6 protein-coding genes are annotated in these 6465 nt (G+C 60.7%); 1 reads left to right on the forward strand and 5 read right to left on the reverse strand.

The features are described 5' to 3' along the window. Window positions 1-110: 110 nt before the first annotated feature. The 5 genes from PSV43_RS03675 to PSV43_RS03695 form a co-directional block, all read right to left on the reverse strand. A complete protein-coding gene (locus PSV43_RS03675; RefSeq protein ID WP_300193899.1) occupies window positions 111-2207 on the reverse strand; it encodes a LamG-like jellyroll fold domain-containing protein in 2097 nt (698 codons plus the stop codon). A 94-nt stretch (window positions 2208-2301) separates the two neighbouring features. Beyond that, complete coding sequence (locus PSV43_RS03680; RefSeq protein ID WP_300193901.1) at window positions 2302-3087, reverse strand: sialate O-acetylesterase; 786 nt, start codon at window positions 3085-3087, stop codon at window positions 2302-2304. Window positions 3088-3147: 60 nt separating this feature from the next. Then, a complete protein-coding gene (locus PSV43_RS03685; RefSeq protein ID WP_300193902.1) occupies window positions 3148-4041 on the reverse strand; it encodes an alpha/beta hydrolase in 894 nt (297 codons plus the stop codon). A gap of 23 nt (window positions 4042-4064) precedes the next feature. Beyond that, window positions 4065-4910: a TIGR00730 family Rossman fold protein gene (locus PSV43_RS03690; protein ID WP_300193904.1), complete on the reverse strand. Its 846-nt coding sequence runs from the start codon at window positions 4908-4910 to the stop codon at window positions 4065-4067. A 143-nt stretch (window positions 4911-5053) separates the two neighbouring features. Next, the gene (locus PSV43_RS03695; protein ID WP_300193905.1) at window positions 5054-5680 is read right to left on the reverse strand and encodes an RNA-binding protein; all 627 of its coding nucleotides are present in this window, start codon (window positions 5678-5680) and stop codon (window positions 5054-5056) included. Window positions 5681-6129: 449 nt separating this feature from the next. Between PSV43_RS03695 and PSV43_RS03700 the strand changes: the two genes are divergently transcribed. After that, on the forward strand, window positions 6130-6378 hold the full coding sequence (locus tag PSV43_RS03700) for a glutaredoxin family protein (RefSeq protein WP_300193907.1): 249 nt from the start codon (window positions 6130-6132) through the stop codon (window positions 6376-6378). Window positions 6379-6465: the final 87 nt, after the last annotated feature.

A 6465-nucleotide genomic window follows, 5' to 3' on the forward strand; every position in this document is an offset into this window, starting at 1 on the left:
CGGAATAAATTCCGCGCTCCGAGGAGCGCTGCGCGCAAGCTGTGAGTTTCACGATGCTCCGTCTTAACCGAGTGCCGTTCTAGACAGACCTGTTTCAATGGAGCCTGGTATTATGGGACTTGCAGCTTCGTGATTTCTTCCTGCTTCAGGGCACGGTCGAATACTGCGATTTCATCGAGCCGGCCTTCCCAGTTGGAGTTGTTGTCGCTGCGACCGCCGAAGAAGCATTCATGCGGAGCTTGGGCGGGATCAATGATGCTTTCGGTTTCGAATTCGAGGGTGCCGTTGAGGTAGGCACGCACGGTGTTTTTGTCACGGACGAGGACGAGATGCTGCCACTGCCAGCGCGGGATTTTACTTTTGCCTGCGACGACGCTTTGATCATTCGTGCCGCTGAAGAAGATCAGCTTGCCGGTGTGGCCGGTTTTGCCGCCGATGCCGAGGTGGTCACTGAAGACGCCGAGGCCATGGTCCGCGCCCCGGGAGAAGAGCCAGCCGCTGGTGTCGCGGCCGTCATTTGGCATGCCATTCCAGAACCACAGAGAAACGGTGTACTGGCTGCCGAGATCAGGGTGGCGTGAGCGGATGCGTGCGCCGACGAGGTGCGGGGCGCGGTTCACTTCGGCAGCACAGAAGCTCGCTGTCTTGGGGCCTTCAAGATAGTAGGCGACATCGCGCTCAAACACGGCGTCATGGCCGTGAGCACTCGCGTCAGCCGCCACGGGGCCGGTGACTTCGTTGAGGCGCCAGTAGGCGGCCGGTTTCAAAGCCAGCACCGCCTTGGCTGCTGTGCCATCGCTGAGTTTCCACTCGCGGCGCGGTTTGTCGGTGACGCGTTCGAGCGCGGTGATGGCTGCGCCAGTGATCTTCGGCTCGGCATTCACTTCCAGCCCGGCGGAGCGTGCGGCCCAGGTGTTGTAGCCGCCCCAGGCGTGCATTTCTGGCGGCGGGATGTAGCCGTCCCCGCCGTTGGCGAGTTCGATGACGATGGTGTGGGGCAGGGGGCTCGCGGCTTTGATCTTCAAGCCGGTGAGGGCATAGGTTTCATTGGGGGTGGTGGCGATGGCGATGTCGCCAAGGCGCAGCGCCTGCACGACGATCTCCGTCTGCTGCCGCTCATGCAAAATGATCTGCTCGCGCGCATAGACTTCCGTCGTCGTCTTTACCAAGCGGTCTCCGACTTCCGCCATCACACGCTGCGCCCATTCAAGGCGCTGCTTGTCGGGCGTGCGGTAGTTCAAGGTCATGCGCGTCTCCGTCATGGCGACGGTGGGCTGGTCTTCATACTTGATGCCGGCATAGGCCTTCATTGCGATGTCGAGCAGGCCGCTGGTGTACTCATTAATGGTCGGCTTCGGACGCTCTTTTTCCGGGATGGTGTAATCCACGCGATAGATGTCTCCGCTGCAGCCATGCGACATCATGCCCACCATTTTTCCCTGGGGGTCGATGCGCTGCGTGAGCCCGTCTGAAAAGAGGCCGTAGTAGTCAGCGCTGATGTCCTTGTCGCCGAAGTAGTGCATGGAAAAATTTGCCAGCACCGCCAGCGGTTTGCCGTCCTTGGTTTGAATGGAGATGAGCGAGAGTGCGGGATCTTCCGGGCCGGACTCACCCGTCACGCTATCCCAGTTGCTCCCTGCGTGCATGTTGGCCCGCACCGACATGTTGCCAAAGGGGTCTTCCACGAGGCGATCTGGCCGGCGAATCCACTGCCGCACGGCGGTGAACTCAGCGGCATTTGCCTGGGCAAAGCCGATGCGTGCAGGTGCCAGCGCGGCCTGCGCGGCGGCGATGGCCTCGACGAGTTTCTCTTTCAAAAACGGCACGTAGCTTGGATCGGGATCGGTGCCGAGGCAGCCCATGGAGGAGGGCACCGAATGTGCATGCGTGGCGGAAATCAGCATGCGGTCTGCCGGGATGCCGGTCTTGGCGGCGGCCATCTTCTTCGCATCGTCCAGCACCTCACGGCTCATCATGCAACTGTCCGCCACCACGATGGCGATCTCCGTCTTGCCATCCGTGGCCACGATGGCGCGTGCATGCACTCGGGTTTTGATCTTGTCCACGTAGCGGCTTAGCATGCCGCCATTGACCAGCACCGGCAGCTTCGGCGGCGAGATGTCGATGACTGCGGCCCCCGCTTTGAATTCAGCGTGAATCGAGGTGGCAAACAGAAGAAGGGACAGCGGGAGGATGAAGCGCAACATGGTGCGTGATCATACGGCGCTGGGTACGGTGCTTATTATGCCCAATACGCCGCCTTTTGTGACATCCGATCCTCTGCGCTGCCATGCGCAAGCCTCACTTCGTCATCTGTAAAAACGCCGCCGCATACCGTTTGCCGAGTTCACGATACGCTGCCGAGTCGAAATGTACTTTGTCGCCTTTGTGGTGCAGGCCTTCGGCTGTCACGAAAGCGGTGTGCGGCACTTCCTTTGGCAGATCACGATGCGCCTGATCGACAGTTTTTTTCTCGGGCAACCACGGGACGCCATCAAACAGGCCCATCTGTCCGGCGATGAAAGGAACCTCAGGCGACTTCACGAGTGTGCGCAGGCGTTTGACCAGATCATGCAGCTTTGCGGCATAGGTGGGGGCAAGCGCCGCTGTGGAATCGCTCTCGCCTTGATGCCAGAGGATGCCTTTCAGGGTGCCCGCAGGCAGCGCGAGTTCGGCGCGCTTTACCATGTCATCCCACGGATGGCTCTTGGTCGGCGGGTAAAATACGCCGGGCTGCCAGGAATCGATGGGCGAGCCACCGACGGCGCAGGGGATCAAACCAATCGTCACGCCCGGATTCGCCGCGGCGATGAGCTGCCCAAAGGTCTTGCCCAAGCCCACGCCTGCGGCGGCTTTGTCAAAGTGCAGCGGGTCCACAGCGGGCACCCACTGGCCGTCTTTGCTGAGCATGAGCACACGCGGATTGACCCCCAGGTCCTGCGCCTCCACCACACCACGGCCTGCCATGTTGGACTGCCCGACGAGCAGGAAGAGATGGAACTTGTCCTTGTTGGGGAGGGCTGTGTCTGCCGCCACCGAGAAAGCGGTGACGAACAGGGCCAGGAGGCAGATGAGTGGGCGGATCATGAGAAAAAGGGAACGCGCGTGCGAGGGCTTTTTTGCAGCGTTTTGTGCCGGCCCTTTTTTCTAATGAGCGGGCGTCAATGCAGGCGCTTCCTTTTGCAGAGCTGCGGTGATGATCTGCTCTGAATGCGTGATGGGCAGGGAGTAGTGGCCGTCGATTTCAGACCAGTGGGTCTCCGCCTGCGCGATGAGTTCGGCGACCTGCTGGGTGTAGGTCCAGGCAATGTTGCGGTCCTGTTTGCCATGCCAGAAGCGGATGGGGAAATTGATCTGGCTGACTTCAAAGCCCCATTCGCTGAGGTAGATGTCTGCATCCGCGATGACACTGCGCGCGCCGCGATCCAGCGCGCCGAGGGTCGCCTCACGCACCACGTCAAAGATGCCGGGCAGCAGCAGGACACGGCGGTCTTCGACACCGAGCAGTTTCATGAGCCAGCGCAAGGGGGGCTTCTGCGGATTCCCCTTGGCAGCCAGGCCGCCGAGGTAGAGCACCAAGCCGAGAATCGTCGGGAAAAAATGCCGCAGTTGGATCATGAAGCGGTAGAGCCAGAACATCTGCCGGTCTCCCAGGAACTTCAGCGGGGGTGCACCGCAGATGATGGTGGCGGAGAGGAGCCGCCGATGGAGCTGCAGCGCTGAGACGAGCACATAAGGCCCGCCGCCCGACCAGCCGATGACGTGGTAATTGTCTGCGCCGACGTGCGCGGCGAGCTCCTCCAGCGTAACCGGCCAGTCAGACAAGGTGCGGCCCGCCTGAAAGTCTGAGAGGCCGATGCCGGGGCGGTCCGGGCAGATGAGGCGCATGCCGTGCTTTTTGGCATGCTCATGAAAGAGGGAGCCCTGGCTGCGCGAGGAGGGCCAGCCGTGAAAGTAAAAGGCCACCTCGCCGCGCGGGTCACCGTACTCGCAATAGCCCAGCGTGAGGCCGTTGGAGAGGGTGAAGGTGTGGTCTGACATGCGCGGGGGTGGAGTGTGGTGTTTCAATGGGAGCCCTCAAGCGCCTTTTCTCCCAGCAAGGGATTGCTTTGCGGCACGCGATGACGCCGCAGTCCGAATTGTGAGACCGCTTTTTCCTGCAGATGGGCGATGGCCTCATCGACCGAATCGGTCCATTTGATCAAATCCAGATCTTCTGCGCTGATGGTCGCGCCTTTGAGCATGTGCTCCATGAAGTGGCGCATCTCCGGCCAGAATTCAGCGCCCATGATGACGATGGGGAAGTTCTTGAGTTTCTTGGTCTGGATGAGGGTCAGGGCCTCAAACATTTCGTCCATGGTGCCGAAGCCTCCGGGCATGATGATGAAGCCGTAGCTGTACTTGATGAGGAGGGTCTTGCGCACGAAGAAATGCTCCATGGTGACCCAGCGGTCGAGGTAGGGATTGTGGCTTTGCTCAAAGGGCAGGCGGATGTTGCAGCCGACGCTGCGACCGCCCACATCTTTGGCGCCACGATTGGCGGCTTCCATGATGCCGGGGCCGCCACCGGTCAAAACGGTGAAGCCCATTTTTGCGATGGCCGCGCCCATGTCCCGTGCCAGCTTGTAATAGGGATGATCCTCCGCGAAGCGCGCGGAACCGAAGACGGTGATGCAGGGGCCGACGAAATGCAGCGAGCGGAAGCCGAGGATAAAGTCCTTGGCCACGCCGTAGAGCAGTTGCAGATCCCGCAGACGGCGGTTTGGGCCGCTGAGCAGCTCGCGGTCTTCCAACTGGCTGCAGAACTGCTCATCGTCACGAATCTCAGAAGGTGAGCCCTGGGGGGCAGGTGATTTGGACTGGGCAGTTCCGGGAAGGGGATTCCGATCAAGTGGGGCGGGGGCAGGCATGGTGAGTTTGATGGACTTGGAGGGGGACTGCGGTGTTTTTGTTCAGCGAGTTGGTGATTTTTTGTAAAAGAACAGCAGGCCAAAAAAAGCCCGCAGGTTCGTTCGAGAACCTGCGGGCGCAATGAAACAATGGATTAGGTCAATCAGGCCGCATGCGTGTCTTCTTCCTGAGAAGGAGAGTCGGAGTCGTCACCGCGGGTGTTGGGCTTGGCACCGCTGAGCTGCAAGGGGCGGCCCATGAAATCCTTGGCACTGAGTTCCTGCACGGCGCGGCGTGCTTCTTCGACGCTGCCCATGGTCACAAAGGCAAAGCCTTTGGAGCGCTGGGTGCGGCTGTTGACGACGACTTCGGCATTCTTCACAGCGCCGACGCCGTTGAACAATTCAAAGAGATCGCTCTCGCTGGCGTCATAGGAAAGGTTGCCGACGTAGAGACGGTCTGTGGTGATGTCTCCCGGGCTCACGGAAGGTGGGGCTTCACGACGTGGACGTGGCTCGCGCTGCGGGCGTGGATTGTCATTCGTGGAGCGAGGGCCGGAGCTGGGGCCGCTGCGATCTGCCTGCGGGCGGCTCTTCGGCCTGGACTTGCCGATGCCGAAGAAGCCAAGGATCTTCTGGAAGAAGGAAGGGGGGGCATTGCGGCTTTCGCGGCCACCTTCACGGGTAGGACGCGGACCTTCAGGGCGTGGGCCACGCGGACGGTTGCGGTTGCGATTGCGGCGATTGCCGTTGTTGCTGTCTCCGCCATTGCGGTTTGGATAGTCGGACATGAGTTGTGTTGATGTAGCGATGGTTTGCGTGTTCGAGCAGGGCCGGGGTGCTGGGAGGGGCGGCGGGCGGGAACGGGCGGCTTGCCTCTTCCACGGGTCCGCGGCACGCGGCAGACCGCACGAGCGGCCAGCCACAGCACCACCACGGGCTGCTGCAGTTTTCAAAGCTGGGCCGCACTGGCCCTGCCTGCTCAAAAGTCACACCCGCGTGCACTTTCAGCACGCTGGATCTTTCTTTTGGACGATCCATCCGCTGGAACGGTTCCTGCTGCGCTTTCTGGAGTCGAAGATAGCGCATGAGGAGTTGATGTTCAAAGGGACGGGCTTCGGAGCACTGGATGAAGGCTCTGAAAACAGCGGGCGGATTCTAATCAGGGCACGGGGGTGGTCAACCGCGAATCTCTCACGGATTGCTTGCCCTTGGCGGCCTTCTAAGGCAATCTAGGGGCATGATCAAACCCGTCGTCTATCTCAAAACCGGCTGTCCTTGGTGTGAAGAAGTCACTGAGTATCTTGATGCCAAAGGCATCGCCTATGAAGGGGTCACCGTGTCCGGCAATCGCGAAGCCATGCAGGCCATGATCGACCTCAGCGGACAGAGCAAAGCGCCCACCATGGACTGGGATGGCGAAGTGCTGGCCGACTTCGGCGTGGATGAGTTGGTGCCGTTTTTGCGCAAAAAAGGCGCGATCGACTAGGCGCTTGCTGAGTCAGCAGAATCTTGGGCAGGGGAATGGCCGGAGATTTGAACCGCAGAGAATGAACGGTCGCAGAGATTTTCCTGA

Source organism: Prosthecobacter sp. (assembly GCF_029946185.1).
In the GTDB taxonomy this organism is placed as follows: Bacteria; Verrucomicrobiota; Verrucomicrobiia; order Verrucomicrobiales; family Verrucomicrobiaceae; genus Prosthecobacter.

What these genes read in the sequence shown, in the direction of transcription:
- PSV43_RS03675 (WP_300193899.1), bottom strand. Translation starts at nt 2,207, where the DNA reads ATGTTGCGCTTCATCCTCCCGCTGTCCCTTCTTCTGTTTGCCACCTCG.
- PSV43_RS03680 (WP_300193901.1), bottom strand. Translation starts at nt 3,087, where the DNA reads ATGATCCGCCCACTCATCTGCCTCCTGGCCCTGTTCGTCACCGCTTTC.
- PSV43_RS03695 (WP_300193905.1), bottom strand. Translation starts at nt 5,680, where the DNA reads ATGTCCGACTATCCAAACCGCAATGGCGGAGACAGCAACAACGGCAAT.
- PSV43_RS03700 (WP_300193907.1), top strand. Translation starts at nt 6,130, where the DNA reads ATGATCAAACCCGTCGTCTATCTCAAAACCGGCTGTCCTTGGTGTGAA.
- PSV43_RS03690 (WP_300193904.1), bottom strand. Translation starts at nt 4,910, where the DNA reads ATGCCTGCCCCCGCCCCACTTGATCGGAATCCCCTTCCCGGAACTGCC.
- PSV43_RS03685 (WP_300193902.1), bottom strand. Translation starts at nt 4,041, where the DNA reads ATGTCAGACCACACCTTCACCCTCTCCAACGGCCTCACGCTGGGCTAT.